This is a genomic window from Nocardia africana NBRC 100379, assembly GCF_001612635.1.
GTDB lineage: Bacteria > Actinomycetota > Actinomycetes > Mycobacteriales > Mycobacteriaceae > Nocardia > Nocardia africana.
Genome location: NZ_BDAV01000076.1, coordinates 1 through 1,336, shown reverse-complemented (window position 1 = coordinate 1,336; position 1,336 = coordinate 1). Strand labels below are relative to the sequence as shown.

The window sequence follows — 1,336 nt, the reverse complement described above, 5'->3', positions numbered from 1 at the left end:
TTCCGACTTATATCGCCGGTAGCGGTGTCGTGGTCGGGATAGCTACCCGTAGCGTGCCGCAGCGGGCCGGGTGGTTTGACTCCTGAGGTTCCTGTCGCTGAAAGACTTCGGCTGACTCTGCGGGGGTATGTCGCGCCACCCGGCCTGCGTTCGCGGCGTGACTGAAGAGATGCATGACCACAGGCACAGGCAAGGTACTTGAAGTCGGATTGTCCGCCGCGGATCCCAACCCGTAACTGTGAGAAGGGAATCCGTGCTTCATGATGGTCATCGGTGTCGATCCGCACAAGGGCACCCATACCGCCACCGCAGTGGACCCTGCCACCAACGCCGACCTCGGTTCGATCCGTGTCGAGGCCACGTTGGCCGGATACAAGAAGCTGATCGCGTGGGCCAAGCCGTGGCCGCAGCGGCGGTGGGCGGTAGAGAACGCTGACGGACTCGGGCGGCACCTCACTCGATGGTTGATCGCGCGTGGCGAGACGGTCGTGGACGTGCCGACTACGGCGACCGCGCGAGTGCGAGAGCTCTCCCGTGGTGGCCGCCGCAAGAACGATCGCATCGATGCCGCTGGTGCGGCGTGTGTCGCAGCACTGCAGGGCGATTGCCGTCCGGTCGTTCCCGACGAACACTCCGATGCCCTGCGGATGCTCGATGAGAGACGAAACAACCTGGCCGCCAACCGGACTCGTGCGGTAAACCAGTTGCATGCGCTGCTTCGGGAACTACTTGCCGGTGGCGCTCCGACCAGCCTGACCGCCAACACCGCCGCCGCTGTGTTGCGCGGGTTCCGGGCACGGACGCTGTCCGATCGCGTCCGTGTCGGCCTGTGCAAGGACCTGATCGCCGACGTGCGCCGGCTCGACCAACTGTTGGCCACCAACCAGAAAGACCTCGATGGACTGCTCGACGAGCACGGCACCCGGTTGCGGACCATTGATGGCATCGGCCCGGTACTGGCAGCGCGGCTGATCGGCCGCACCGGCCTTGCGACACGGTTCTCGACAGCGGCCGCGTATGCCACCTACAACGGCACCGCGCCGGTCGAGATCTCCAGCGCGGACCACCGAGTGCATCGACTGAGCCGCTACGGTGACCGGCAGCTCAACGCCGCGATTCACACCATCGCGATGGTCCAGGTCCGCATGCCCGGCAGCGCCGGTCGCGCCTACTACGACCGCCGCATCGCCGCCGGAGCCTCCGCACGCTCGGCGATGCGCTGCCTGAAACGACACCTGTCCAACGTCATCTGGCGCATCATGACCGCCGACGACACCCGCCGCCTTAGACAACAATCCATCGAGTCCTGTTCCGCAACTTGACAAATAGAGAGGCA

The 1,336-nt window shown here is 65.3% G+C and carries 1 protein-coding gene; it reads left to right on the top strand.

What is annotated here, in order from left to right:
• Window positions 1-260 precede the first annotated feature (260 nt).
• Entirely contained in the window at window positions 261-1,322 is a 1,062-nt protein-coding gene (locus tag NA3_RS35295; protein WP_062969257.1) for an IS110 family RNA-guided transposase, read from the top strand.
• Window positions 1,323-1,336 lie beyond the last annotated feature (14 nt).